We start from the raw sequence: 25,193 nt of genomic DNA, 5'->3' as shown, positions 1-25,193 counted from the left end.
TACCGGCCGACACCATTCGCATACACGTACGCTTCTGGGCATGCATGTCAGAACTGTGGGCTTCGACCACCCGGACGCCGTGAAGCTCAATGACCAGGTCCAGCTGGAATACGTGGAGCGTTACGGGGACGACGAAGGCGACGCGACGCCGCTCGACGCCTCGATGTTCGTCCCGCCGAGTGGCCTGTATCTCATCGCCTACGACGACCAGGACCGCCCACTGGCGACCGGCGGCTGGCGCACCCAGAACGAGAACCCGGAGGGGTACTCGGACGGCGACGCCGAGCTGAAGCGCATGTACGTGGTCCCGGAGGCACGCGGCCTCGGTCTCGCCCGCCGCATCCTGGCGGCACTGGAGGAGGACGCCCGCGCTGCCGGCCGGACCCGCATGGTGCTGGAGACCGGGGACATGCAGCCGGAGGCGATCGCGCTGTACACCTCCAGCGGCTACGTGCCGTGCGCGAAATTCGGCCACTACCGGGAGTACGAGAGCAGCCTCTGCATGGCGAAGTCTTTGACGCGCCCCTGACATAATTGCGCGTTTCGTGGCACCCTGCCTCACGCACGTCGATCCGCACCGTCCTGTCCCCCACCCCGCCCGAGGCATCCCGCGGGCGGGCACGGCAGAAGGAGACATGCGTGAGACGCCACCGCTTTGCCGCCTCGGTCCTGACCGCTGTCGGCGCCCTGCTCGCCGGGGCGCTGTCCGCCACCTCCGCCGGCGCCGCCCCGCCCCCCTCCCCCACTCCCGTGTCCTTCGCTCCCGAGCAGGCGGCCAAGGGCTTCTGGACCGCCGAGCGGATGCGCAACGCCACCCCGCTCGACGTGATACGCGCCACACCCGGCTCCTTCCGTGCACCCGCGTCACCGGCCGTCGAGGAGACGGTCGTGCGGCCCACGGCCTTCCCGCAGGCCGGCGGCCCGTGGACGGGCGGCGGTTCCGTGGTGAAGACCTCCGGCCGTGTGTTCTTCACCTTCCAGGGCCGTACCGCCTCCTGCTCCGGCAACTCGGTCACGAGCACCAACGGCAGCACGGTCATGACGGCCGGCCACTGCGTGAAGTACCAGGGCTCCTGGCACACCAACTGGGTCTTCGTCCCCGGCTACGACAACGGCCAGGCGCCGTACGGCCAGTGGAGCGCGACCAAGACGCTCGCCACGGACCAGTGGGCGGCGAACGAGGACATCAACTACGACGTGGGCGCCGCCGTCGTCGCCCCGCTGAACGGCAAGACACTCAGCCAGACCGTCGGCGCCCAGGGCCTGAAGTTCAACGGCGGCTACAACAAGGCGATGTACGCCTTCGGCTTCCCGGCCGCCGCCCCGTACGACGGCTCCAAACTCACCCACTGCAGCGGCAACAGCTCGAAGGACTTCCTCTTCTCCAAGGACCACAGCCTCGGTTGCAACATGACGGGAGGCTCCAGCGGCGGCCCGTGGTTCGAGTCCTTCAACGAATCCACCGGGACGGGTCTCCAGGTCTCCGTCAACAGCTTCGGCTACACGTTCCTGCCGAACCGCATGTTCGGCCCGTACTTCGGGCCGGAGGCGAAGGCCGTCTACGACAAGGCACAGGTGTCCTGACGGACTCCGGGAGCGGCTGAGCGGCTCCGGGACAAGGAAGAGACCCCGCCCGGTCCGACGGATCGGGCGGGGTCCTTCATGCGAGGAGTGTGGCCGGGTCGTCCGGAAAGTGCAGGGGAAGTAAGTTCAGGATTTCCTGGATTCAAGAATTCCTGTACCGTCCCGTCCATGCTGAGCCTCGCCACCGGCCTCGACGCCCTCACCCGCTTCGGCCGTGCCCTTGCCGACCCGATTCGCTGCCGCATCCTGCTCGCCCTGCGCGAGGCCCCGGCCCACCCCTCCGACCTCGCTGACACCCTCCAGATCTCGCGCACGAGGCTGTCGAACCATCTGGCGTGCCTGCGTGACTGCGGCCTTGTCGTCGCCGTGCCGGACGGGCGCCGTACCCGCTACGAGCTGGCCGACGAACGTCTCGGCCACGCCCTCGACGACCTGCGCACCGCCGTGCTGGCGGTCGAGGCGGACAAGACCTGCCCGGCCGCTCGGACGAAGGACTGCTGCTGAGATGACCGCGATATCCCTCGGGCCGTCCCCCGCGCGCCGCGACGCCCTCACCAAGCGCATACGACTCCTGGTCGCCGCGACCATCGCCTACAACGCCGTCGAGGCGGCAGTCGCCCTCACCGCCGGCACGCTCGCCTCCTCGTCCGCGCTGATCGGCTTCGGCCTGGACTCCGTCATCGAGGTCTCCTCGGCCACGGCGGTCGCCTGGCAGTTCTCCGCCCGCGATCATGCGGCACGCGAGGCGCGCGAGAAGACCACCCTGCGGATCATCTCCGTCTCCTTCTTCGCCCTCGCGGCCTACGTCGGCGTCGACGCCGTGCGTGCCCTGGCCGGTACCGGCGAGGCGGACCGCTCCGTCCCCGGCATCGTCATCGCAGCCCTGTCGCTGGCGATCATGCCGTTCCTGTCCGCCGCACAACGCCGCGCCGGCCGCGAACTCGGCTCCGCCAGCGCGGTCGCCGACTCCAAGCAGACCCTGCTCTGCACCTACCTGTCCGCCGTGCTCCTCGTCGGCCTCGTCCTCAACGCCACGCTCGGCTGGTCCTGGGCCGACCCCGTCGCCGCCCTGGCCATCGCGGCCATCGCCGTCAAGGAGGGCCGCGACGCCTGGCAGGGCAAGGGCTGCTGCGCGACGCCGGTCACGGCCCCCCTGCCCGACCAGGACGCCGACGCCTGCGGCTGCCGCCCCGGCTGCGACTGCTGCTCCTGAACTGCCCGGGTCGACCGGCGCGGCTGACGTTCAACACGACGCCGACGGGGCGGGCTTGGGCGGGAGCGGCCATGGGGACGACAGAGCGGGGCCCGTAGGCGTGCCGCGACTCGGGCAGTTCGTGGACCTGCCCGTCGGGCAACACCCCTCGCGCCTGGACGTGCACCTCCGGATCGCCATGCAGATCCTCGGCACAGCTAGGTCGCGGCGGTCACGACGGAGGTGACACCCAACATCCCGTCCGAGGCGACGCGCAGGAGCCCGCGGGGAGCTCGGCGAGCATGTCGGCGCGCAAGATCAGGGCCAGTTGCGGTATCTCGCTGCGGCACGACAGGCGAGAGCCCCTGTCGGACGAATCCGACAGGGGCTCTCAGCTGCGGTGGACCTGTGGGGATTTGAACCCCAGACCCCCTCGATGCGAACGAGGTGCGCTACCAGACTGCGCCACAGGCCCTTGCAACGAGTGAAACTCTAGCATCCCGATCGGGGTGCTTGGAAATCCGTTCCCCGCTGGTCACCCGGCCGGTCTTCTTGCTGGTCACGGACGACGCCCGGGGGCGCTGCCGGTCGTCGGCAGCACCCCCGGGCGGTCTCGTTCCGACGGTGGTGTCACTCGTTGGCGGCGCGCGGCCGGTCCTCGTCCGCGTACTGGTCGAAGAGCGGGGTGCGGCCCCGGTCGCGGGCGCGGCGGGACTGGGAAGGAGTACGGCGGCCCGGCGCGGCGCCGGCCTCCGGGTCCGGTGTCTCGCGCGGGGCGGGCGCCGGCTCGGCCACCGAGGAGCGGGCCGCGCTCCAGGTCTCCGGGTCGCTGACGTCGACGCCGCTCGACGCGCGCGGCGCGACCGGAGCGGTGACGTACGTGGGCAGCGGGACCGGCACCGGCTCCCAGCTGTCGCCGGTCACGGGGCCGCGCTGGCGCTGCTGGTCCACCCATTCCGCGTGATCGGTCTGCTCGACCAGCGCACGGCGGCCCGCCTCCTGCGGGGAGAGCTTCGGCGCGGGCTCGGGCTCGGCGTCCTCGGCCTGCTCCATGGGCCCGTCCCCCGGCTCGGCCTCGGCCGGCGTCGGCTGGTGGCGGCGCGGGCGGTTCTCGCGCAGCCGCTGCGCCGCGGCCTCCGCCCGCCGCCGGTCCATGGTGAACGCGAAGCGACGCCGCTCCTGGGCCCGCATCTGCATGATGTAGGCGCTGAGGAGCACGGCCGGCAGGGCGGGCGCCCACAGGAGCGCCAGTCCGCCGACCGCGGCGACCACCGCGCCGAGGGTGAAGGCGAGGAACAGGACGGTGGTCGTCCGTCTGCGCCGGGCAAGGACCTTGCTGCGCCGCGCGCGCTCGGCGGCCGCGGCACGGTCGGACCGGCGGCGTGGGGCGGGGCGCCGGGCGGGGGTCCGGCCGGCGGGCCGGTCCGTCTCCTGCTCGGTGTCCTCGGGCACGTCCCGGCGGACTTCGGTGCGGGGCGCGGCGAAGGCCCGGACGTCCACGGAACTCAAACGGTCCGTGTCAGCTTCCGGGTCCACGTCGTGCTCGGGCTGCTCAGCGGTGCGTTCCCGCAGCTCCTTGGCGTACCGGCGCTCCATCGCCGCTCGTCCGGACAGCAGCCGGATGGCGGTGGAGAAGCGTTCCGTCGGACGGGCTTCGTTCAGCTCGTCCTGCCTGCGGAGCCACATCGGCACCAAGTAGGCGGCCCAGGCCCCGACGATGACTGCGTAGATGAGGCCGCTGCTGCTCACGCAACACACCGTAGAGGGATTTGCACAAGGGCATCCGCCAATTGGCCCGGTGTGTCGCACGATCTGGCTGATATCACGGACTTTTTTTGTGATTGTTCAGATCGGTTCACGGCTACCACTGACCAATTTCGAACACCTATTTTATTTCCCGGGCGGTTCCGGGTCGTGCCTGGTGCCAGCGGTTGAGCAGCCCGTCCGGCACCTCCTCGGCCGTCAGGGCGAACACCAGGTGGTCCCGCCAGGCGCCGTCGATGTGGAGATAACGGGGCCGCAGGCCCTCTTCGCGGAATCCGAGTTTCTCCACCACGCGGCGGCTCGGTCCGTTCTCGGGCCGAATGCAGACCTCGATGCGGTGCAGACCGACCGAGCGGAAACAGTGGTCCACGGCCAGGGCGACAGCCGTCGGCATGACCCCGCGGCCGGCGATGCTCCGATCGACCCAGTAGCCGACATGACCGGAGCACATCGAGCCCCAGGTGATCCCGGCCACGGTCAGCTGCCCGACGAGCCTGCCCTGGTACTCGATCACGAACGGCAGCATCCGGCCCGCGTTCGCCTCCGCGCGCAGATGGCGGACCATCTGCCGGTACGTCGGCCGCTGGATGAGCGGCCCGCCCGGCGCCGGGGGCGGGATCGTCGCCTCCCAGGGACGCAGCCAGTCGCGGTTGCGCCGGTTGACCTCACGCCAGGTGCGCTGGTCACGCAGCTTTATGGGGCGGAGGGTGATGTCACCGTCCACCAGGACGACCGGCCAGCTGACGCTCATGACGGGCTGGGATGGTCGCCGCCGCGCAACTGGTCGACGGCATGGCGCAGGATCTGCTCCAGCACCGCGAGCCCGTCCCGCACGCCCCCGGTGGAGCCGGGGAGGTTGACGATCAGGGTGCGGCCGGCGACTCCGGCGACACCGCGCGAGAGCACGGCGGTGGGCACCTTCTCGCGCCCGTACGCGCGGATCGCCTCCGGGATGCCGGGGACCTCGTGGTCGAGGAGGGCGCGGGTCACCTCGGGCGTGCGGTCGGTGGGCGAGACGCCCGTGCCGCCCGTGGTGACGATGACGTCGTACCGGTCGGCCACTCCGTCGCGCAGCGCCTCGCCGACCGGGTCTCCGTCGGGGACGACCCGGGGGCCGTCCACGGCGAAGCCCATCGCGGTGAGCTTCTCGGCGATGAGCGGGCCGCCGGTGTCCTCGTACACCCCGGCCGCCGCCCGGTTGGAGGCGGTGACCACGAGCGCGCGGTACGGGGCCGTGGCGTGGGAGGCGGTCATGCCTGCGCTCCTTCTGCTCGCTCGTGTCCTCCGCGGGTCCAGTCGCCGGACTTGCCGCCCGTCTTCTCCTCGACGCGGATGTCGGTGATCACCGCCGCCTTGTCGACGGCCTTGACCATGTCCACGACCGTGAGAGCAGCGACGGAGACCGCCGTGAGCGCCTCCATCTCCACGCCCGTGCGGTCCGTCGTCTTCACGGTGGCGGCGATCTCGACCGCGTCGTCGGCGACCGACAGATCGAGCTTCACGCCGGAGACGGCGAGGGGGTGGCAGAGCGGGATCAGGTCGGGCGTGCGCTTCGCGCCCATGATCCCGGCGATCCGCGCCGTGGCGAGCGCGTCGCCCTTGGGGACACCCTCGCCGCGCAGCAGCTCCACGACGTACGGCGAGACCAGGACGCGGCCGGTGGCGCGCGCGGTGCGGGCGGTGACGTCCTTCCCGGATACGTCGACCATGCGGGCCGCCCCCGCCTCGTCGATGTGCGTCAGCCTGCCTTGCGTACTCATGTGCGCCTGTGCTCCCGGTCCGGTCCCGTGAGGGCCTGTGTGGTCAGACACGGTACCGCCACAGGGGCCCGGTCAGCCCAGGAGGACCACGCCGACCTCCGTGCCGGGCTCCACCGAGGTGTCGGACTCCGGGACGACGATCAGGCAGTCGGCATGGGCGAGCGCCGCGATCAGATGGGACCCCGAGCCGCCGACGGGGGTGACGCTGCCGGCCTCCGCGTCATACCTGCCGCGGAGGAACTGGCGCTTCCCGGCCGGGGAGCCGATCGCCTTGTCCGCCTTGAGCACGGCCCGTGCGGTGGGGCGGTGCACGTCCGGCAGACCCATGAGCGCGCGGATCGCGGGCCGGACGAACAACTCGAAGGAGACATAGGACGACACCGGGTTGCCGGGCAGGGCCAGCAGCGGCGTGTGCTCGGGGCCGATGGAGCCGAAGCCCTGCGGCTTGCCGGGCTGCATCGCGAGCTTGCGGAAGTCGATCCCGCTGCCGGGCTCGTCCTCGTCGCCGACCGAGGAGAGCGCCTCCTTGACCACGTCGTACGCTCCGACGCTGACGCCGCCCGTGGTGACCAGCAGATCGGCGCGGATGAGCTGGTCCTCGATGGTGGCGCGCAGGGTCTCCGCGTCGTCGGTGACCGCGCCCACACGGTAGGAGATCGCGCCCGCGTCCCGCGCGGCGGCGGCGAGCGCGAAGCTGTTGGAGTCGTAGATCCTGCCCTCGGTCAACTCCTCGCCGGGCTGGACCAGTTCGCTGCCGGTGGACAGGACCACCACGCGGGGCCGGGGGCGGACCCGCACGGTGCCGCGGCCGATCGCGGCGAGCAGGCCGATCTGGGGCGGGCCGAGGACCGTGCCCGCCGCGAGGGCCAGGTCACCGGCCTGCACGTCGCTGCCCCGGGCGCGCACATGCGCACGCTCCTCGACGGACCGGTGGACGCGGACCTCGCCGCTCGCGCCCGCCGGGTCCTCGCCGGCGGGGCGCATCGTCTTGGCCGCTCCCCCGCCGGTGCCGCCGTCGGTCCACTCCACGGGGACCACGGCCTGCGCGCCGGGCGGCAGCGGGGCTCCGGTCATGATGCGGGCGGCCTGGCCGGGGCCGACGGTGGGCAGGCCGCCGCTGCCGGCGGCCACGTCCCCGATGACGGTCAGGACGGAGGGGAACTCCTCCGTCGCGCCCGCGACATCGGCGACGCGGACCGCGTACCCGTCCATGGAGCTGTTGTCGAACGGTGGCAGCGCGACGGGGACGGTGACGTCCTCCACGAGGACACAGCCCTGGGCGTCCGGCAGCTGAAGCTCGATCGGGTCGAGCGGGCGGATCGCGGCGAGGATGTCCTCAAGGTGGTCGTCCACCGACCAGGTCGTGCTGCTCACGGTCCTACATCTCCTCGGTCACAAAACTGCGAAGCCAGTCCCGGAACTCCGGGCCCAGGTCCTCACGTTCGCACGCGAGTCTGACAATGGCACGCAGATAGTCGCCCCGGTCACCGGTGTCGTAGCGGCGGCCCTTGAAGATCACTCCGTGGACCGGGCCGCCGGAGCTCCCCTCCGTGGCGGCGGCCGACTGGTCCGCCTCCGTGAGCTTCTGGAGAGCGTCGGTGAGCTGGATCTCGCCGCCGCGGCCCGGCTCCGTCTCCCGCAGTACGCCGAAGACGGCGGGGTCGAGGACGTAGCGGCCGATGATCGCCAGGTTGCTGGGCGCGTCCGCGGTCTCCGGCTTCTCCACCAGGTCGGTGATCTTGACGACATCGCTGTCGCCGGTGGGCTTCACGGCGGCGCAGCCGTAGAGGTGGATCTGGGACGGGTCGACCTCCATCAGCGCGATGACGCTGCCGCCCTCGCGCTCCTGCACCTCGACCATGCGGGCGAGCAGGGGGTCGCGCGGGTCGATCAGGTCGTCGCCGAGAAGGACCGCGAAGGGCTGGTCGCCGACGTGCGGCTCGGCGCACAGCACGGCGTGGCCGAGCCCGCGCGGGTCGCCCTGGCGCACGTAGTGCATGGTCGCGAGGTCGCTGGACTCCTGGACCTTCGCGAGCCTGCCGGCGTCACCCTTGCGGGAGAGCGCCTCCTCGAGCTCGTAGTTGCGGTCGAAGTGGTCCTCGAGCGGGCGCTTGTTGCGTCCCGTGATCATCAGTACGTCGGAGAGGCCGGCCGCGACGGCCTCCTCGACCACGTACTGGATCGCCGGCTTGTCGACCACAGGCAGCATCTCTTTGGGCGTGGCTTTCGTGGCAGGCAGGAACCGGGTGCCGAGGCCTGCGGCTGGGATGACAGCCTTGCTGATCCTGGGGTGCGACTGAGTCATGCGGAGCACCATATCCGCTGAGTATGGGCGGAAGATGATACTCCGGTTAACTTCGTCCTCACAAAGACGTGTACAACACATTTACGGGTGGGCAATGAACGCCGACATGTCGGAAAAGAGCGTGCTGCGGGCCGAATTGCTCGGCGCACGACGGCTCCTGTCCACGAAGGACGTGACAGAGACCGCCGCGGTTCTCGCACGGCACGCTCTGCGTCTCCCCGAGCTCGCGGACGCCGGCACCATCGCCGCCTACGTGTCCGTCGGGCGCGAGCCCGGCACACGCGCGCTGCTCGACGCGCTGCTCTCCAGAGGAGTACGTGTCCTGCTGCCCGTGCTGCTGGGCGACAACGACCTGGACTGGGGGGTGTACCGGGGAGCGGACCACCTGGAGCGCGCCGGACGCGGACTCCTGGAGCCGGACGGGGAACGGCTCGGTCCGGAGGCGGTCCTCACGGCCGACGCCGTGCTGCTGCCCGGACTGGCCGTGGACGCCCGGGGCATGCGGCTCGGGCGCGGCGGCGGTTCGTACGACCGCGTCCTCGCCCGTCTCGCCGCCGCTGGCGCGGACCCGGCGCTCGTGGTGCTCCTGCACGCGAACGAGGTGGTCGAGCAGGTCCCGGTGGAACCGCACGACCACCCCGTTCACGCGGTGGTGACGCCCGACGGCGTCACCCGGTTCACGGCACGGAGAAGCCCGGAGGAACGAGGGTGAGCGTGTCGGCGGTGCCGGCCGACACCGCCTTCGGGCTGTAGGCCCAGTCCAGCAGCTCGCCGTCGGCCCACATGTCGGTCTGGTCGGTGTAGTGCGCGTTGTACGCGTGGCCCGAGGCGCCGGTGAGGTTGATCCACCGGGACTCGTCCCACTCGCCGACGTTGACCACCATCCGCATGGAGGGCACCCAGACGACCTCGTACCCGCCTGCCGCGTTCCAGCCTGTGGCGTTCACCGCGGCCTCGCCGCCGCCGAGGTTCCACGGGCCGCGGTTGAGCATGGTCTGCAGGAAGCCCGGGCCGTCCGTGCCCAGCGTCTGGTTCTTCAAGGTGAGCTGGTGCAGGCGGCCCCAGCTCCAGCTGGAGGCGTCCTTGCCGAGCCTGGCCGTCAGCTCCCAGCGGGCGTCCGCCATCGCACGGCCGAGCAGCTCGTCGCGGGTGTCGGTCGCCTGCTCCGTACGGGTCCTGGGCGACTGCCACCAGGTGTTGTCCTCGTCCTTCAGCAGCCGTCGCACCACCTCGAACCAGCGGTCGCCACCGTCGGGCTGGGCCGAGTCGGCGTCACGCCGGCCGCACTCGCGCACCCGCTCCTCGAGGTCGTCGTCCGGGGCCGTGCTGTCGGCGGGGCGGACGCTGAGGCACTCGCCCTCGACGCGCAGCTCCTTGGGGAGCTTGTTGCCGAACGCCAGCTTGAGGACGTTCCGCCACACCGCGTTGAAGTACGCGGCGGCGCCGGAGTCCGGTTCCTGGGTGTAGTCCCAGCCCTCGAGCAGCTTCTGTGCCTCGCGGACGTACGGGTCAGAGATGTCGATCTTCAGCAGGTAGGGCGTGAGCAGCTTCGCGATCTCGCTGCTGTTGTCCGTCTGCATGGTGCGCATGTCTTCGGTCGAGATCTTGCCGCCGCCCTGGATCTTCGACTCGATGAGGTCGTTGATCCGCTGGCTACGGGCGCCGTAGCCGTAGTCCTTGGTGATCAGGTACGGGTACTTCTCCGCGTCGATGACGGCCTGGTTGGCGGTGACGATGTAGCCGCGCTCGGGGTTGTACTCGTACGGCAGCTCGTCGAAGGGGATGTAGTCGGTCCACTTGTACGCCGGGTCCCAGCCGGGCGCGGGGGTGGAGCCGTCACCCTGGGCGCGGACCGGGATCCGGCCCGGGGCCTGGTAGCCGATGTTGCCCTTGGTGTCGGCGTAGACCAGGTTCTGCGAGGGGACCTCGAACTTCTGCGAGGCCTTGCGGAAGCTCTGGAAGTCCTTGGCCCGGTTGAGCTCGAAGACGGCGTCCATGGTCCTGCCCGGCTGGAGGGCGGTCCACTGCAGGGCGACTCCGTAGCCGGAGGCGCGGTCGGGCGCGGCGTTGGACACGGGCGCCTTCTGGCCGACCTTCTCCAGCTCTTCGCTGCGGTCGGAGACCAGGGGGCCGTGCCCGGTGGAGCGGACCGTGATCGTCTTGCTGGCGCCGCCCGCGACCTTGATGACCTCCTTGCGGGTGGTCAGCTGCTTCTCCTCGTCGCCGACGATGTAGCTGTCGCCGGTGAGCTTCTCCAGGTAGAGGTCGGTGACGTCGGCGCCGAGGTTGGTGAAGCCCCACGCGATGTCCTGGTTGTGGCCGATTATCACACCGGGCATGCCGGAGAAGGTGTAGCCCGCGACGTCGTAGCGGCACTTCGCGGAGGTCTCACGGCAGTGCAGGCCCATCTGGTACCAGAGCGAGGGCAGCTGGGGCGCGAGGTGCGGGTCGTTGGCCAGCAGGGGCTTGCCGGTGGTCGTGTACTTGCCGTCGACCACCCAGGAGTTGGACCCGATGCCGTTGCCGCTGGGGCCCAGAAGAGCGGGGACCGCGTCGAGGGCGTCGGAGAGCGCTGCCAGCTGAGAGCTCGCTCCGGAGGCCGCGTCCCCGGCACCGCCGGCGCTGCCGGTTCCCGTGCCGGTGCCGTCGCCGGTTCCGGTGCCGTCACCGAAGCCCGTGCCGTCGCCCGTGTTTCCGCCGGTGGAGCCGTCCTCGAGGTCGGAGGGCTTGGCCGCCGGGTCGAACTTCCCGGTGGCCTGGCTGATGCCGCCCTCCTGCACGATCGGCTTGTTGCGCTCGAACGGATAGGACGGGTAGAGGTCCTTGATCTGCTTCTCGCTCAGCCTGCTGGTCAGCAGGGAGCGGTCGATCTCGTCCTCCATGTTCCCGCGCAGGTCCCAGGCCATCGCCTTGAGCCAGGCCACCGAGTCGACCGGCGACCACGGCTCGGGCTTGTAGTTGTTGGTGAAGGACAGCGCCGCGTACTCGACCGAGATCTCCTCGGCGGAGCGCCCCTTGAGGTAGGCGTTGACGCCTTCCGAATAGGCCTGGAGGAACTTCTTCGTCTCCGCGGAGAGCTTGGTGTCGTACTCCTGCTGCGCGACGTGGCGCCAGCCGAGCGTGCGGAGGAAGGCGTCCGTCCCGACCTGTCCGGAGCCGAACATCTCCGAGAGCCGGCCGGAGGTCATGTGCCGGCGGACGTCCATCTCCCAGAAGCGGTCCTGCGCCTGGACGAATCCCTGGGCGCGGAAGAGGTCCTCGTCGGTGTCCGCGTAGATCTGCGGGATGCCGTGGTCGTCCCGCTTGACCTCGACCTTGCCGCCGAGCCCTTCGAGTTGGATCGACCCGGTGGTCTGCGGGAAGGAGGCACGCACCGTACTGATGCTCCAGTACGCCCCGTAGCCGACGCCCGCCACGAGGGCCAGCACCAGGACGAGCACGAGCAGACGGGCGCGTCGCCCCTTCTTCTTCTTGGGGGAAGAGGCGGTTGTGTTGGCGGGCATCGCTGTCCTTCGAGGGGCAGGGTGGTCCTGGGAATGCTGAGGCAACTCTAGGCGCAGCGCCCGACCCGCCCGGACGCGGTATCCACAAGGCACCCTCGTCCACAGACAAACAGATCATCCCACCGTCAAGGAAGCGTTAAAGATTAGGTAAGGTAACGAAGTGTCGCCCGCCGGTACGAAGAGCCGGCCGCGAGGCGCGAGGGGAAGGATCGGCCACTGACTGTCCACCAGCTCAACGAACTCCTGCTCATCTGCTCGCTCGTCCTGCTCGTCGCCGTGGCGGCTGTGCGCGTGTCCTCGCGCAGCGGGCTTCCCAGCCTGCTGCTGTATCTCGGCATCGGGATCGCCATCGGCCAGGACGGCCTGCTCGACGTCCAGTTCGACGACGCCGAACTGACGCAGGTGATCGGCTACGGCGCCCTCGTGGTGATCCTCGCCGAAGGTGGACTCGGCACGAAGTGGAAAGAGATCAGGCCCGCGCTGCCCGCGGCCGCCGCACTGGCGACGGTCGGTGTCGCGGTGAGCGTGGGCGTCACGGCCGCCGCCGCCCACTATCTGGTGGGGCTCCCGTGGCAGCAGGCCCTGATCGTCGGCGCGGTCGTCTCGTCGACCGACGCCGCCGCGGTCTTCTCGGTGCTGCGCAAGGTGCCGCTGCCTTCCCGGGTGACCGGAGCGCTCGAGGCGGAATCCGGCTTCAACGACGCCCCCGTCGTGATCCTGGTGGTGGCGTTCTCCACGACCGGGCCGATCGACGCCTGGTACATGCTAGTCGGTGAGATCGCGCTGGAGCTGGCGATCGGCGCGGTCGTCGGACTCGCGACCGGCTGGCTCGGCGCGTACGCCCTACGGCATGTGGCCCTGCCCGCCTCCGGCCTCTACCCGATCGCCGTCATGGCGATCGCGGTCATGGCGTACGCGGCCGGCGCCATGGCGCACGGCAGCGGCTTCCTCGCCGTCTATCTCGCCTCGATGGTCCTCGGCAACGCCAAACTGCCGCACTCCCCGGCCAATCGCGGTTTCGCCGAAGGGCTCGGCTGGCTGGCCCAGATCGGCATGTTCGTCCTGCTCGGCCTGCTGGTGACGCCGCACGAGCTGCTCCGCGACTTCTGGCCGGCGGTGATCGTCGGCCTGATGCTGACCGTGGTCGCGCGCCCGGTCGGAGTCTTCGTCAGCCTTCTGCCCTTCCGCATCCCGTGGCAGGAACAGGTGCTGATGTCGTGGGCCGGCCTCCGCGGCGCGGTGCCCATTATTTTCGCGACCATCCCCATGGTCTCGGGAGTCGAGGGCAACGACCGGATCTTCAACATCGTCTTCGTCCTGGTGGTCGTCTACACCCTGGTGCAGGGGCCCACCCTCCCCTGGCTCGCGAGGCGGCTGCGGCTCGGCGACACCTCGGAGGCCGCCGACCTCGGCATCGAGTCCGCGCCTCTGGAGCGGCTGCGCGGGCACCTGCTCTCGGTCGAGGTCCCCGAAGGATCCAAGATGCACGGCGTGGAGGTCGCGGAGCTGCGGCTGCCGTCCGGCTCCGCCGTCACCCTGGTCGTCCGCGACGGCAAGAGCTTCGTACCGCTGCCCTCGACGGTGCTGCGGCACGGCGACGAGCTTCTCGTGGTGGCGACCGACCCCGTGCGGGACGCCGCCGAGCGACGCCTGCGGGCGGTCGCCCAGGGCGGAAAGCTCGCGGGCTGGCTGGGCACAGGGGGCGGCACACGTCGCCGGCACCTGTGACCGGCGGGCCGGATCAGCGGGTCCAGCCGTTGATCGCTCCGTGAATCACAGGAATACATGAGGTGATCCCTGTCATTTCCCAGGACGTGACAGGGAAAGTCCCTGTACCATGAAGGCACACTGATCGACCAACTCTGCCTGACGCAGAGCTGGCGCGACCGTATGGCGGCCGCGGAGTCCCTCGCTGTGGGCCCCGGTATCTACCGCAGTTCCGCGCAAGAGGACAGCTCTCGGCGGCTCCCGACACCCAGGGGAGCGCTACCAGGCGGCAGAAAGGCAAGGACCGTGGAGTCCACGGTCGCTTCTGGCAAGCGTCCTGGTTACGGGCAACTGCTCCGTACCGCAGGGGCTTGGACATTCCTGCTTCCCGGGTTCGCCGCCCGGCAGCCCTTCGCGATGCTCACCATCGGCATCGTCCTGCTCGTCCAGCACACCACCGGCTCGTACGGCAGCGCAGGCGCCGTCGCAGCCGTCACCGGCGTATCCATGGCGCTGTTCGCGCCGCAGAGCGGCAAGCTCGCCGACCGCTTCGGCCAGCGCGCCGTGCTGGTGCCGGGCGTGCTCGTGCACACGGTTTCAGGCGCCGCGCTCACCACGCTGGCCCTCACCGGCGCCCCCCTGTGGGCGCTGTTCGCCGCGGCCGTGCCGACCGGCGCCTCCGTTCCTCAGGTCGGCCCGATGGTGCGGGCCCGCTGGGCGGCGCGCCTCCAGGGCTCGCCGCTGATGTCGACCGCCGCGGCCTTCGAGTCCGTGACGGACGAGTTCACGTTCGTGGTGGGACCTGTCCTCGCCACCGCGCTGTGCACCGGCGTCCACCCGGCGGCCGGTCTGATCGCCGAGTCCGCGCTCACCCTGGTCGGCGGACTGCTGTTCGCCGCCCAGCACCGCACCCAGCCGGCCCACGGCAACTCCCTCGCCGACGCCCAGGTCAAGCGCATCTCCGCGCTGTCCGTGCCCGGCGTGCGGGTCCTGGCGGTGGCCTTCCTCGGCATCGGTTCCGTCTTCGGGGGCATGCAGGTCTCGCTGACCGCGTTCACCGAGGAGATCGGGCAGCCCGGTATGAACGGGCTGCTGTACGGCCTCTTCGCCGCCGGCAACATGCTGGCCGGCGTCGCCGTCGGCGCCATCGCCTGGAAGACCGGGCCGCGCCGCAGGCTGGTGCTCGGTTACGCGGGCCTCACCCTCGCCGCGTCCGTCCTGTGGACGGCTCATTCCGTGGTGCTGCTCGGGGCGCTGGGCCTGATCGTCGGCCTCTTCATCGCCCCCGCGCTGATCACCGGCTATACCCTCGTCGACTCGCTCGTACCGGCCTCCGCCCGCACCGAGGCCTTCACCTGGCTGACGGGCGCGGTGGCGCTGGGCCAGGCGGCCGCCGTGACGGTGGCCGGACAGCTGGCCGACGAGTACGGCTCAAGCGCCGGATTCGCCGTGCCGCTGGTGGGCACCGCGCTCGCGCTGATCACCCTGGTGACACTGCGTTCGCGTCTCACGCCGCGTACCTCCGGACGGGTCGCGGCGCGTGGGATCGGTCACCGAGTGCCGGTGACAGTGGACTGATTCCGCGGAATACGTCACTATGGATCGTCGTTAGCACTCATCGAGTGAGAGTGCCAGGAGGAAGACAAGTGCCGACCTACCAGTACCAGTGCACCGAATGCGGCGAGGGCCTCGAGGCGGTGCAGAAGTTCACCGATGACGCCCTGACCGTATGCCCCAGCTGTGACGGACGCCTGAAGAAGGTGTTCTCAGCGGTCGGCATCGTCTTCAAGGGTTCTGGCTTCTACCGCAACGACAGCCGCGGCTCGTCGTCGAGCAGCTCGCCCGCGTCGACCTCCTCGTCGTCGACGGGCACGAAGTCCTCGTCGGACACGAAGGCGTCGTCCCCGGCCGCCTCCTCGACGGCTTCCTCCTCGTCCTCGAGCACGTCGAGCGCATCCGGCTCCGCAGCCTGATTCCTACGTTTCCGAGACCCCGCCCGGCACATGACCACGGCGGGGTTCTTGGCATGTGCGCCTGCGGCTACTGTGATCGTCATGGCGACCAAGTCGAACGCAAGCGAAGCGGCCGGACCGGCGGAGATCGGTGTGATCGGCGGCTCGGGTTTCTACTCCTTCCTGGAGGACGTCACCGAGATCGAGGTCGAGACCCCCTACGGTCCGCCCAGCGACTCCCTGTTCATCGGTGACGTCGCGGGCCGGCGGGTCGCCTTCCTTCCCCGTCACGGGCGCGGCCACCACCTGCCGCCGCACCGCATCAACTACCGCGCCAACCTCTGGGCGCTGCGTTCCGTCGGCGTCCGCCAGGTGCTCGCCCCGTGCGCGGTCGGGGGCCTGGTGCCCGAGTACGGCCCCGGCACGCTGCTCGTGCCCGACCAGTTCGTGGACCGGACGAAGGCGCGGGCGCAGACCTACTTCGACGGCCTGCCGCTTCCCGACCGGACCGTCCCCAACGTGGTGCACGTGTCGCCTGCCGATCCGTACTGCCCGCGGGGGCGCAGGACCGCGCTGGACGCGGCGCGCGGACGCGACTGGGAGCCGGTGGACGGCGGGACGCTGGTGGTCGTCGAGGGGCCCCGCTTCTCGACCCGGGCCGAGTCCCGGTGGCACGCGGCGATGGGCTGGTCGGTGGTCGGCATGACCGGGCACCCCGAGGCCGTACTCGCCCGGGAGCTCGAGCTCTGCTACACCTCGATCGCGCTGGTCACCGACCTGGACGCCGGCGCCGAAGCGGGCGAGGGCGTCTCGCACGAAGAGGTGCTGAAGGTGTTCGCGGCCAATGTCGACCGGCTGCGGACGGTCCTGTTCGACGCGGTCGCCGGTCTGCCGTCGAACGACGAGCGCGACTGCGCGTGCGGCAACGCGCTGGCGGGGATGGACCCGGGCATCACCCTGCCGTAGCGGGGCGGGGTCGCGGGGCGGGGCGCCCCCGTCGCCGGGCTGCGAGGTCGTGCCGCGGTGGCGGGCTGCGAGGTCGTGCCGCGGTGGCGGGCTGCGAAATCGCGTCGCCGGGGCGAGGCTGCTTGGTCGCAGGGCGGGTCGCTCGCGCTTGAGCACTCTTTCCGGTGAGCGACTTGTCCACATACGTCGCTCTGTCCACAGGCTTCGGCAGGCCTGCGCCGGAACGTGGATCGTGATGAGCGGTCGGTCACGGGCGCAGGGCCCGGGCCACTCCTCGCGACAGGCGGTGCGACATGTCCTTCGTGCACTCCTCCCCTCCCCCTTCTCCCGCGCCGGAGCCGTTGGGCGTGCCGCCCTTCGCCCCGCTTCGGGTCCGCGGCGGGGCGCAGCGGCTTCGCCGAGCGCTGTGGCGGCAGCGGCGAACCATGGCCGCGGGCCTGGCGGTGACGGCCGCGGCGCTCGCCGCGTCGACGGCCCGGGGAGCCGACGTCGCGGGCGGGCCGGGGCATCAGACGCAAGGCGGTCCGGGCACCGGTGTGCCGGCTGCCGCGTCCCCGGCACGCGAACCGCGTCCTGCCACCGAGCTCGTGTCCGCGCCCGTGCGCATCGCGGACGCGGCTACGGTGCGGCTCCTGCGGCCCGGGGACCGCGTCGACGTCATCGCGGCCGCCGACCCTCCCGCGGCAGGAAGCGAAGGGGCGGTTGCGGCGAAGGTCGTGGCATCCGGGGTCCGGGTGACCGAGGTCCCCGTCGGGAGCGAGGACTCCGGGGACGGCGGCGCCCTCGTCGTGCTGTCCGTACCGCGCGCCACGGCGGCGGAGCTGGCCGGCGCGGGGGCGACCTCCCGGCTGGTGGTGACGGTGTGCTGACTCGCACTGGCGTGGCCCCGGGTAACTCCATAGCGACTGTGGATTGGACAAGGAGGCCGGACGCTGCCGTAAGTTGCCGAGCCGTCCCCCTCCTGCACTACATGTATGAAGAGAGGCTCATTCGTGAGCGAGAAGAAGCCGAGCGTCCTCGAAGGCTTCAAAGCCTTCCTGCTCCGTGGCAACGTGATCGACCTGGCGGTCGCCGTCGTCATCGGTGCCGCTTTCACCAACATCGTGAACGCTGTGGTGAAGGGCGTGATCAACCCGCTGGTCGGGGCGTTCGGAACGAAGGACCTGGATGCCTACAGCTCCTGCCTGAAGGCGCCGTGCAAGGTCGGCCCCGACGGCGAGATGCAGGGCATCCAGATCATGTGGGGATCGGTGCTCGGCGCGACGCTGCAGTTCCTGATCACCGCTGCCGTCGTCTACTTCCTCATGGTGCTGCCCATGTCGAAGTACCTCGCCCGCCGCGTGGCGGCGCAGAAGGCGAAGGAGGGGGTGCAGGAGACCCGCGAGGTGACCGAGCTGGAGGTGCTGGAGCAGATCCGCGACGCCCTGGTGACACAGCGCCGTGCCGGCTCGACTGCCACCAGCAACGACTCCGGTCCTGCCGGCGCACCGGAACCCGGCGCCGGTCGCTGACGACGGCCCCTCGGGACTTGTCCGGCTCGGATGTCTCGTACGGCTCAGATGTGGTGCGGCGGCTTCTCGTCGAGGAAGCGCGCGAGATCAGCGGCGCTGTCACTGCTCGCGGGAGGCCGCTCGCCCCACCCACGGTCCGTATCGTCCGCCGATTGCTGGTCCAGCGGATCGTCGAAGATCAGCCTCGGCTCGGGTCGTTGCTGTCCGGGCTGCTTCGCATCACGCGGTCCGGGGGCGGGGGCGGTCCTCATACCTCCAGGGTACGGCCGAGGTACCCCCTGTCGTCACCTGATCGGCACCGGAATCGCGGAGACCGGGCGCCGGATTCGAGACCGGCTGGAGCCCCGGTCGAGTCTGCGCCGCGCGGCTGCGCGACCGCCGCCGCGCACGGCCCGCCCAACTAATCTGGCAGACATGGTCGTTATGAAGAGGACTGACGGGCCGACCGACGGCCTCACGGATGTGGCGGGTCTGCGGGTCGGTCACGCACAGGTCGCCGGAGACGGGGCGCTCAGCGGCACGACCGTCGTCCTCGCGCCGGAGGGCGGAGTGGTCGCGGCCGTGGACGTCAGGGGCGGTGGGCCCGGTACGCGGGAGACCGACGCGCTCGATCCGCGCAATGTCGTCCAGCGCATCGAGGCGGTCGTCCTGACCGGCGGCAGCGCGTTCGGGCTCGAGTCGGCCGCGGGGGTGATGGCGTGGCTCGAGGAACAGGGCCGGGGCGTACGGGTCGGCCCTGACCCCTCGCAGGTCGTGCCCGTCGTGCCGGCGGCGTGCGTCTTCGACCTGGGCCGCGGCGGCGACTGGTCCGCGCGGCCGGACGCCTCCACAGGCCGGGCCGCGGTGGAGGCGGCTGCCGCCACCGCGGAGGGCGTGCCGGTGGAGGCAGGTGCGGTCGGTGCCGGTACCGGCGCGGTGATCGGCCACTTCAAGGGCGGTGTCGGCACGGCGAGCACTGTCCTCGAGTCCGGCATCACCGTGGCGGCACTGGTCGTGGCGAACGCGGTGGGCTCGGCCGTCGACCCCGGGACCGGCGCACTGTACGGCGAATTGATCACTGAAGGCGTGGACCGCGCGGCGATTCCCTCCACCGCTGTGCACACCGCGGCGCAGCTGCGTCTGACCGAGGCGCGCGAGAAGAACGGGCCCCCGCCCCTGAACACCACCCTCGCCGTCGTGGCCACCGACGCCGACCTCACCCGCGCACAGGCGCACAAGCTCGCGGGGACGGCGCACGACGGCATCGCGCGCGCCGTGCGGCCCGTGCACCTCCTCAACGACGGCGACACGGTGTTCGCGCTGGCCACGGGCTCGGTGGCGCTCGCCGCAGGCAATCCGCTCGCGCTGAACGACGTTCTCGCCGCGGGCGCCGACATGGTGACGCGGGCGATCGTGCACGCCGTGAGATCCGCCGCGAGCGTCGACGGACCGGGCGGCAGCTTTCCGTCGTACGGGGAGTTGTACGGCATCGACTGACGTATCGGACAGCCGAGTTGGGGGCGCGCGGGAACTTCTGCCACGCGCCCCTTCGTTTTACCCAACCCTGAAGCGCACTGTCCGACCGAAGCGCTACTTTTAGCAATCACCAAGTGACTTGTGGCGACGGCCTGGAGACCCCTCTTGAACGATCCGAACGATCCCTACGAGACAACCGAGACGCACCTCGAGCGACTCCTGGGTCGGGCGCTCAACTCCTTCGAGCTGCCCGACGCCACGGTCGAGCGGCTCGGCTGCGCACTGGCGCACGCCAGTTCACTCCACTCCTCGCACCACAGCGCGTCGCTGCACCGGACCACGTACCGCCACGCCTATCTGCTCGGTGACGGCAGTTCGCTCGTGCTGTGGGAGCTCGTGCACAACACCGGCCGCGACGGCACGGAGCAGCACGAGCTCTACACGGAGGAGTCCGAGGCACGGCTGGCGGCGTCGCGACTGCCCGCCGGCTTCCCCGGGTTCGCCGGTACGGGGGGCGCCGCCGGGCCGGGCAGCGCGCTCGAGCAGGAGCTCGGTATCGACCTGGACGCAGATCTGGAGCTGCTCGCCGCCCTGATGGCGCCGCCGCCTGCCCCGCTGCCCCCGATGTACGTTCCGGACGACTCGGCCGACCACGCCCGCCGGGTGCTGCGCCGCGCGGAGAACGCCGACCGGCCGGGTGACGAGACGGCCCGTCTGCTGCGCAGCGCCTTCGCCCACCACATCACCCAGGTCTTCGGGCGCCAGTTCCGGGTCGCCGGCAAGGACGCGGGCTTCACGCTCTACGAGCACGCCTTCCTGCTGCTCGACGGCACGGAGCGGAGCCTGTGGGAGGTCGAGCACACGGCGACGCCGGACGGGCGCCACATGTGCGAGGTCTACGAGGCGGAGCAGGACGCCCGCGAGGCCATGGAGCTCCGGGCGCGCGTCCGCTAGCCGTCTTCGGTCCGGGCGGCCTGTGCCCGGCCGTGCTGCGCGCGAACGCCGGGTGCCCGCGCCGCGGTGATCGCGGCGCGGGCACCCGGCGGGCCCGTCAGCGTGAGAGAACCGGTTCCGTCTCCGGCTTCGCGAGCGGTCCCGTCGCGTCTTCCGCCAAAACTCCGGCCCCGTCGTCCGTCACGACGCCCTCCGTCAGGACCTCCTCCGCGGCGACGTCCTCCGTCGCGCCGCCCTCCACGTGCTGCTTCGGCCGGGCCGGCAGGGCGAACATCACCAGGAAGATGACGCCGAGCACTGCCGCGACCCACCACAGCGAGTTCTCGAAGGCCTGGGCGAAGGCGCTGCCGACGGGGACGGGCGCGAGCTGCTCCTCGTCTATCGAGCCGAAGAAGACCAGCGACACGAGGCCGAGGCCGAGCGCGGTGCCCATCTGCCCGGTCGTGTTGATCAGCCCGGACGCCGATCCGGCGTGCTCGCGCGGGACTTCGGAGAGCACCGCGTCGGTCAGCGGCGCGACGATCAGGCCCATGCCGACACCCATGACGACCAGCGGCAGGATCATCTGCCAGGGCTGGACGGCCATGCCGTAACGGTCGGCCTCCCAGATGTAGACGAGCAGCCCGGCGGCCATGGTGGCCGCGCCCGCCTGAAGCACCTTGCGGCCGAAGCGCGGCACCAGCAGCTGAACGGACATACCGGCTGCCGCGGAGACGGCGATGGAGAACGGAACTCCGGTCAGGCCGGCCTTCAGCGGGCTCCAGCCGAGCCCGGTCTGCATGTACAGCGTCCAGACGAGGAAGAAGATGCCCATCACGATGCCGAAGGTGAGCTGTACGGCGATACCGGCGGCGAAGCTCTTCACCTTGAACAGCGAGAGTTCGACCAGCGGCGAGCCGTCCTTGCGCGTCTTGTACTTCTCGTACGCCATGAAGGCGGCGAAGACGAGCAGGCTGCCGGCCATGCAGAGGTGGCCCCACAGCGGCCAGTTGAGCTCGCGGCCCCGCGTGAGCGGGTAGATCAGCATCAGCAGAGCGAGCGTGACCAGCACGACGCCGACGAGGTCGAGCTTGAGGGCCTTCGGCGCACGGGACTCGAGGATGTACTTCCGCCCGAGGATCAGTCCCGCGATGCCGACCGGCAGGTTGATCAGGAAGATCGGCCGCCATTCGAGGCCGAACAGGTTCCACTGCGTGAGCAGTGCGCCGAGCAGCGGGCCGGACACCGCGCCCAGTCCGACGACGGCGCCGAACAGACCGAAGACCTTGCCGCGTTCGTGCGCCGGGAAGGTGACGTGCACGATCGCGAGCACCTGCGGCACCATCATCGCGGCGGCCGAGCCCTGCAGCAGCCGTGAGGCGACGAGCATCTCCTCGTTGGCGGCGAACCCGCAGAGGGCGGAGGCGAGCGTGAAGCCGGTGATGCCGATGAGGAACAGCCGCTTGCGGCCGTAGATGTCACCGAGCCGACCGCCCGTGATCAGGCCGGCGGCGAAGGCCAGCGCGTATCCGGCGGTGATCCACTGGATCGCTCCGAACGACGCGCCGAGATCCCGCTCGATGCTGGGGATCGCGATGTTGACGATGGTGACGTCGACCAGATCCATGAAGGCGGCGGTCATGACGATCGCCAGCGCGATCCAGCGGCGGCGGTCATGGCGATCGTCCGACGCGACCTCGGTTACGGCTGCCGTTTCGGCTACGGCGGGCTGCTGTGAACTCATGAGGAGGAATCTAGGGGGGATATAGGTCAGAACATGTCCTAGATGGCGGGCATCCTGAGAAACATGACGGACACTCCGGCACGACTTCTGAATCTGCTGTCGCTCCTCCAGACGCCGCGGGAATGGCCCGGCAGCGAGCTGGCCGAGCGCCTCGACGTCAGCGCGCGCACGATCCGGCGCGACATCGACCGGCTGCGTGACCTCGGATACCCGGTCGAGGCCACCAAGGGCGCGGTCGGCGGATACCGGCTGGTCGCCGGCGCTGCGATGCCGCCGTTGCTGCTGGACGACGAGGAGGCCGTGGCGATCGCGGTGGGGCTGCGGGCCGGGGCGGGCCACGCGATCGAAGGCATCGAGGAGGCGTCCGTACGGGCGCTGGCCAAGCTCGAGCAGGTGCTGCCGTCCCGGCTGCGCCACCGGGTCACCACACTCCAGGCGGCGACCCTGCCCCTCACCAGGGGCGACGGCGCGACGATCGATCCGCAGACCCTGACGGTCATCGCGGGCACAGTCACCGCGCGCGAGCGGCTCCGCTTCTGCTACCGGGCAGGGGACGGCGCCGAGACGCGGCGGCAGGTGGAGCCGTACCGCCTCGTCTCGACGGGCCGGCGGTGGTACCTGGTGGCGTACGACATCGGGCGGGACGACTGGCGGACGTTCCGCGTCGACCGGGTGACGGAGCCGTTCGCGACAGGGGCCCGGTTCACGCCGCGCGAGATGCCCGCCGGGGACGCGGCGGAGCTGCTGAGCCACTCGATGTCGCGCCACCAGCAGGAGCACGAGGTCGATGTGAGTTTCGAGGCCCCGGCGTCGTTCGTGGCGGCCCGGTTGCCGGAGCACCTTGGCGCGCCCTCGCCGACGGGCGAGAGCACATGCCGGCTGCGGGCGAGGTCGGCGGACTCGGTCGAGTGGATGGCACTGCGTCTGGCGCTCGTGGACTGCGAGTTCACCGTCCACGGCCCGCAACCGCTGCGCGAGTACATGACGGACCTGGCGACGCGGCTCGCCCGGGCCACAGGCTGAGGGGCACCGCCAACCCGGCGCGCCGCTTGCGCGCACCGGTCATGGGCGGGGCCGGCCCGGGGGCGGGCCGTCTCTCAGCCCCCGGGCCCCTAGGCGGCCGGCTCGAAGCCCGTGTCGCGGGCCATCCGCTTGAGCTCGAGCAGCGCGTGCTTCTCGATCTGGCGGATCCGCTCCCGCGTCAGGCCGTGTTCCTTGCCGACCTCGGTCAGGGTCCGCTCCCTGCCGTCCTCGATCCCGTACCGCATACGGATGATCGACGCGGTGCGGTGGTCCAGCTTGCCGATCAGGTCTTCCAGCTCCTCGCTGCGCAGCAGAGTGAGCACCGACTGCTCCGGCGACACGGCGGACGTGTCCTCCAGCAGGTCACCGAACTGGGTCTCGCCGGCGTCGTCCACCGACATGTTCAGGCTGACCGGGTCACGGGCCCAGTCGAGGACGTCGATGACCCGCTCGGACGTCGAGCCGAGCTCCTCGGCGATCTCCGACGGCTCGGGGTCCCGGCCGTTCTCCCGGTTGAACTCGCGCTGGACGCGACGGATGCGGCCCAGTTCCTCGACCAGGTGGACGGGGAGCCGGATGGTGCGGGACTGATCGGCTATGGACCGGGTGATCGCCTGACGGATCCACCAGGTCGCGTACGTGGAGAACTTGAATCCCTTGGCGTAGTCGAACTTCTCGACAGCGCGGACCAGGCCTGCGTTCCCTTCCTGGATCAGGTCGAGCAGCGGCAGCCCGCTGCGGGGATAACGCCGGGCGACGGCCACGACGAGACGCAGATTCGAGCGGATGAAGATGTCCTTGGCACGCTCACCGGCCTCGGCCAGCGCCTCCAGCTCCTCCCGCGTGGCTCCGCCTGCTTCGCTGTCTACTTCCTTGTCGAGGATCTGACGGGCGTAGACGCCCGCCTCGATGGTCTGGGACAGCTCGACTTCCTTGGCGGCGTCGAGCAGCGGCGTACGCGCAATCTCGTCGAGGTACATGCCGACCAGGTCGCGATCGGCGATCTCCCCGCCCACGGCGCGAACACTGCTTGCCCTGTCGGTCGCCCCGCCGGAGTCGGACTGACGACGGGCGACGGCACGGGTTGCCATGCGAGCTCCCTTGCTGAGTTGGTCGCGACACCCTCCCGGGTGCCCTGCATCCGAAGGAAACAACGACTGGAATCCGGACAGAATTCCCATCAGGTGCATCGATTTCCGCGATCATGCAGTACCCTGTCGGGCCGACTGAGGAGGACGGATGCTGCCGGAACAGGCGGAGGTGCAGGTCAGGGCGGGCGCGGAAGCCGACCTCAAGGCCCTCACAGACATCTACAACCATTACGTCCGTGAGACCTCGATCACGTTCGACACCGCGGTTTTCACCCCTGAGCAGCGCCGCTCATGGCTGCACTCCCACCCTGAAGACGGCCCGCACCGCCTTCTGGTTGCTCAGGATGTCCGGTTTGCCGGACCGAATCCTCCGGACGACCCGACGGACGGGATCCTGGGCTACGCCACCAGCAGCCCCTTCCGCCCCAAGGCGGCCTACTCCACGTCGGTCGAGGTCAGCGTCTACTGCGCACCGCAGGCCGCCGGACGCGGTATCGGCACCCTGCTCTACAAGGCGCTCTTCGAGGCCCTGGCGGAGGAGGACGTGCACCGTGCCTACGCGGGCGTCGCCCTGCCGAACGACGCGTCCGTCCGGCTGCACACCCGTTTCGGGTTCCGACACATCGGCACGTACGGAGAGGTCGGGCGGAAGTTCGGCCGGTACTGGGACGTGGCCTGGTTCGAGAAGCACCTGGACTGAGCC

The 25,193-nt window shown here is 70.6% G+C and carries 25 protein-coding genes and 1 tRNA gene; 15 read left to right on the top strand and 11 right to left on the bottom strand.

Features of this window, described 5'->3' with window-relative positions:
* Positions 1-40: 40 nt before the first annotated feature.
* From ACIPJI_RS16985 to ACIPJI_RS16970, 4 genes are all read left to right on the top strand, one after another.
* Entirely contained in the window at positions 41-529 is a 489-nt protein-coding gene (locus ACIPJI_RS16985) for a GNAT family N-acetyltransferase (RefSeq protein WP_402247000.1), read from the top strand.
* Positions 530-639: 110 nt separating this feature from the next.
* Entirely contained in the window at positions 640-1,584 is a 945-nt protein-coding gene (locus tag ACIPJI_RS16980; RefSeq protein WP_402246998.1) for a trypsin-like serine peptidase, read from the top strand.
* Between the two features lie 168 nt (positions 1,585-1,752).
* Positions 1,753-2,088 carry a helix-turn-helix transcriptional regulator gene (locus ACIPJI_RS16975; protein ID WP_307706875.1) on the top strand — a complete coding sequence of 112 codons (336 nt, stop codon included), beginning with the start codon at positions 1,753-1,755 and terminating at the stop codon, positions 2,086-2,088.
* Position 2,089: 1 nt separating this feature from the next.
* Positions 2,090-2,797: a cation transporter gene (locus ACIPJI_RS16970; protein WP_402246996.1), complete on the top strand. Its 708-nt coding sequence runs from the start codon at positions 2,090-2,092 to the stop codon at positions 2,795-2,797.
* 380 nt (positions 2,798-3,177) lie between these two features.
* Here the strand turns inward: ACIPJI_RS16970 and ACIPJI_RS16965 are convergent.
* The 7 genes from ACIPJI_RS16965 to galU form a co-directional block, all read right to left on the bottom strand.
* Positions 3,178-3,251 (bottom strand) — tRNA-Ala (locus ACIPJI_RS16965).
* 155 nt (positions 3,252-3,406) lie between these two features.
* On the bottom strand, positions 3,407-4,525 hold the full coding sequence (gene glpR / locus ACIPJI_RS16960; RefSeq protein ID WP_402246995.1) for a gephyrin-like molybdotransferase receptor GlpR: 1,119 nt from the start codon (positions 4,523-4,525) through the stop codon (positions 3,407-3,409).
* Between the two features lie 136 nt (positions 4,526-4,661).
* Positions 4,662-5,291 carry a GNAT family protein gene (locus ACIPJI_RS16955; protein ID WP_356618506.1) on the bottom strand — a complete coding sequence of 210 codons (630 nt, stop codon included), beginning with the start codon at positions 5,289-5,291 and terminating at the stop codon, positions 4,662-4,664.
* Positions 5,288-5,794: a molybdenum cofactor biosynthesis protein B gene (locus tag ACIPJI_RS16950; RefSeq protein WP_307706879.1), complete on the bottom strand. Its 507-nt coding sequence runs from the start codon at positions 5,792-5,794 to the stop codon at positions 5,288-5,290. The genes ACIPJI_RS16955 and ACIPJI_RS16950 overlap by 4 nt, the downstream gene beginning before the upstream one ends.
* Positions 5,791-6,300 (bottom strand): cyclic pyranopterin monophosphate synthase MoaC, encoded by a 510-nt coding sequence (gene moaC / locus ACIPJI_RS16945; protein ID WP_402246993.1) that lies wholly within the window; start codon positions 6,298-6,300, stop codon positions 5,791-5,793. The genes ACIPJI_RS16950 and moaC overlap by 4 nt, the downstream gene beginning before the upstream one ends.
* 72 nt (positions 6,301-6,372) lie before the next feature.
* On the bottom strand, positions 6,373-7,674 hold the full coding sequence (gene glp, locus ACIPJI_RS16940; protein ID WP_402246991.1) for a gephyrin-like molybdotransferase Glp: 1,302 nt from the start codon (positions 7,672-7,674) through the stop codon (positions 6,373-6,375).
* 4 nt (positions 7,675-7,678) lie between these two features.
* Entirely contained in the window at positions 7,679-8,605 is a 927-nt protein-coding gene (galU, locus tag ACIPJI_RS16935; RefSeq protein ID WP_307706882.1) for a UTP--glucose-1-phosphate uridylyltransferase GalU, read from the bottom strand.
* Positions 8,606-8,699: 94 nt separating this feature from the next.
* On the opposite strand from galU, the gene ACIPJI_RS16930 reads away from it, so the two are divergent.
* Positions 8,700-9,317 carry a 5-formyltetrahydrofolate cyclo-ligase gene (locus tag ACIPJI_RS16930; RefSeq protein ID WP_402246989.1) on the top strand — a complete coding sequence of 206 codons (618 nt, stop codon included), beginning with the start codon at positions 8,700-8,702 and terminating at the stop codon, positions 9,315-9,317.
* Here ACIPJI_RS16930 and ACIPJI_RS16925 read toward each other — a convergent pair.
* A complete protein-coding gene (locus tag ACIPJI_RS16925) occupies positions 9,283-12,108 on the bottom strand; it encodes a penicillin acylase family protein (protein ID WP_402246987.1) in 2,826 nt (941 codons plus the stop codon). The two genes, ACIPJI_RS16930 and ACIPJI_RS16925, sit on opposite strands and share 35 nt — an antisense overlap.
* Positions 12,109-12,324: 216 nt before the next feature.
* Here ACIPJI_RS16925 and ACIPJI_RS16920 point away from each other — a divergent pair, with 216 nt between their 5' ends.
* The 6 genes from ACIPJI_RS16920 (at position 12,325) to ACIPJI_RS16895 (ending at position 18,244) form a co-directional block, all read left to right on the top strand.
* The gene (locus tag ACIPJI_RS16920) at positions 12,325-13,836 is read left to right on the top strand and encodes a potassium/proton antiporter (RefSeq protein WP_356619024.1); all 1,512 of its coding nucleotides are present in this window, start codon (positions 12,325-12,327) and stop codon (positions 13,834-13,836) included.
* Between the two features lie 285 nt (positions 13,837-14,121).
* Positions 14,122-15,393, top strand: coding sequence for an MFS transporter (locus tag ACIPJI_RS16915; RefSeq protein ID WP_402246985.1), 1,272 nt, complete (start codon positions 14,122-14,124; stop codon positions 15,391-15,393).
* A 68-nt stretch (positions 15,394-15,461) separates the two neighbouring features.
* Positions 15,462-15,788 (top strand): FmdB family zinc ribbon protein, encoded by a 327-nt coding sequence (locus tag ACIPJI_RS16910; protein ID WP_356618517.1) that lies wholly within the window; start codon positions 15,462-15,464, stop codon positions 15,786-15,788.
* A gap of 81 nt (positions 15,789-15,869) precedes the next feature.
* Positions 15,870-16,733 carry an S-methyl-5'-thioadenosine phosphorylase gene (locus ACIPJI_RS16905; protein ID WP_307706887.1) on the top strand — a complete coding sequence of 288 codons (864 nt, stop codon included), beginning with the start codon at positions 15,870-15,872 and terminating at the stop codon, positions 16,731-16,733.
* Positions 16,734-17,158: 425 nt separating this feature from the next.
* On the top strand, positions 17,159-17,602 hold the full coding sequence (locus ACIPJI_RS16900) for a hypothetical protein (RefSeq protein ID WP_402246982.1): 444 nt from the start codon (positions 17,159-17,161) through the stop codon (positions 17,600-17,602).
* Positions 17,603-17,725: 123 nt separating this feature from the next.
* Entirely contained in the window at positions 17,726-18,244 is a 519-nt protein-coding gene (locus ACIPJI_RS16895) for an MscL family protein (RefSeq protein WP_307710390.1), read from the top strand.
* Positions 18,245-18,288: 44 nt separating this feature from the next.
* Here the strand turns inward: ACIPJI_RS16895 and ACIPJI_RS16890 are convergent, their stop codons facing one another.
* Positions 18,289-18,495: a hypothetical protein gene (locus ACIPJI_RS16890; protein ID WP_005316407.1), complete on the bottom strand. Its 207-nt coding sequence runs from the start codon at positions 18,493-18,495 to the stop codon at positions 18,289-18,291.
* 172 nt (positions 18,496-18,667) lie between these two features.
* Here ACIPJI_RS16890 and ACIPJI_RS16885 point away from each other — a divergent pair, with 172 nt between their 5' ends.
* Positions 18,668-19,720, top strand: coding sequence for a P1 family peptidase (locus ACIPJI_RS16885; protein WP_356619026.1), 1,053 nt, complete (start codon positions 18,668-18,670; stop codon positions 19,718-19,720).
* A gap of 144 nt (positions 19,721-19,864) precedes the next feature.
* Positions 19,865-20,653 carry a DUF6227 family protein gene (locus ACIPJI_RS16880; protein WP_402246980.1) on the top strand — a complete coding sequence of 263 codons (789 nt, stop codon included), beginning with the start codon at positions 19,865-19,867 and terminating at the stop codon, positions 20,651-20,653.
* A gap of 97 nt (positions 20,654-20,750) precedes the next feature.
* Here ACIPJI_RS16880 and ACIPJI_RS16875 read toward each other — a convergent pair whose 3' ends face one another.
* Complete coding sequence (locus ACIPJI_RS16875; RefSeq protein ID WP_402246978.1) at positions 20,751-22,376, bottom strand: MFS transporter; 1,626 nt, start codon at positions 22,374-22,376, stop codon at positions 20,751-20,753.
* Positions 22,377-22,439: 63 nt separating this feature from the next.
* On the opposite strand from ACIPJI_RS16875, the gene ACIPJI_RS16870 reads away from it, so the two are divergent.
* The gene (locus ACIPJI_RS16870) at positions 22,440-23,399 is read left to right on the top strand and encodes a YafY family protein (protein WP_307706891.1); all 960 of its coding nucleotides are present in this window, start codon (positions 22,440-22,442) and stop codon (positions 23,397-23,399) included.
* A gap of 89 nt (positions 23,400-23,488) precedes the next feature.
* Here ACIPJI_RS16870 and ACIPJI_RS16865 read toward each other — a convergent pair whose 3' ends face one another.
* Complete coding sequence (locus ACIPJI_RS16865) at positions 23,489-24,490, bottom strand: sigma-70 family RNA polymerase sigma factor (protein ID WP_356618524.1); 1,002 nt, start codon at positions 24,488-24,490, stop codon at positions 23,489-23,491.
* A 148-nt stretch (positions 24,491-24,638) separates the two neighbouring features.
* On the opposite strand from ACIPJI_RS16865, the gene ACIPJI_RS16860 reads away from it, so the two are divergent.
* A complete protein-coding gene (locus ACIPJI_RS16860; RefSeq protein ID WP_307706893.1) occupies positions 24,639-25,190 on the top strand; it encodes a GNAT family N-acetyltransferase in 552 nt (183 codons plus the stop codon).
* Positions 25,191-25,193 lie beyond the last annotated feature (3 nt).

It is taken from the genome of Streptomyces sp. NPDC086835, from assembly GCF_044745705.1.
Taxonomy (GTDB): Bacteria; Actinomycetota; Actinomycetes; order Streptomycetales; family Streptomycetaceae; genus Streptomyces.
The sequence above is the reverse complement of the archived record's forward strand: the minus strand, read 5'-3'. Positions and strand labels throughout refer to the sequence as shown.